This window comes from Leclercia sp. M-A074-M (genome assembly GCF_965195605.1).
In the GTDB taxonomy this organism is placed as follows: Bacteria; Pseudomonadota; Gammaproteobacteria; order Enterobacterales; family Enterobacteriaceae; genus Enterobacter.
Window position 1 is genome coordinate 1 of sequence record NZ_CBDAHM010000037.1, and the last position, 543, is coordinate 543.

1 rRNA gene is annotated in these 543 nt (G+C 53.0%); it reads right to left on the reverse strand.

The annotated features are described in order from the left end of the window. Nucleotides 1-20 precede the first annotated feature (20 nt). Nucleotides 21-543, reverse strand: a 16S ribosomal RNA gene (locus ACOKCT_RS22965); the annotation flags it as partial.

Below are 543 nucleotides of genomic sequence, written 5' to 3' on the forward strand. Positions count from 1 at the left end.
CAAAGGCAGGTTCTTTAAGGTAAGGAGGTGATCCAACCGCAGGTTCCCCTACGGTTACCTTGTTACGACTTCACCCCAGTCATGAATCACAAAGTGGTAAGCGCCCTCCCGAAGGTTAAGCTACCTACTTCTTTTGCAACCCACTCCCATGGTGTGACGGGCGGTGTGTACAAGGCCCGGGAACGTATTCACCGTAGCATTCTGATCTACGATTACTAGCGATTCCGACTTCATGGAGTCGAGTTGCAGACTCCAATCCGGACTACGACGCACTTTATGAGGTCCGCTTGCTCTCGCGAGGTCGCTTCTCTTTGTATGCGCCATTGTAGCACGTGTGTAGCCCTACTCGTAAGGGCCATGATGACTTGACGTCATCCCCACCTTCCTCCAGTTTATCACTGGCAGTCTCCTTTGAGTTCCCGGCCTAACCGCTGGCAACAAAGGATAAGGGTTGCGCTCGTTGCGGGACTTAACCCAACATTTCACAACACGAGCTGACGACAGCCATGCAGCACCTGTCTCAGAGTTCCCGAAGGCACCAAG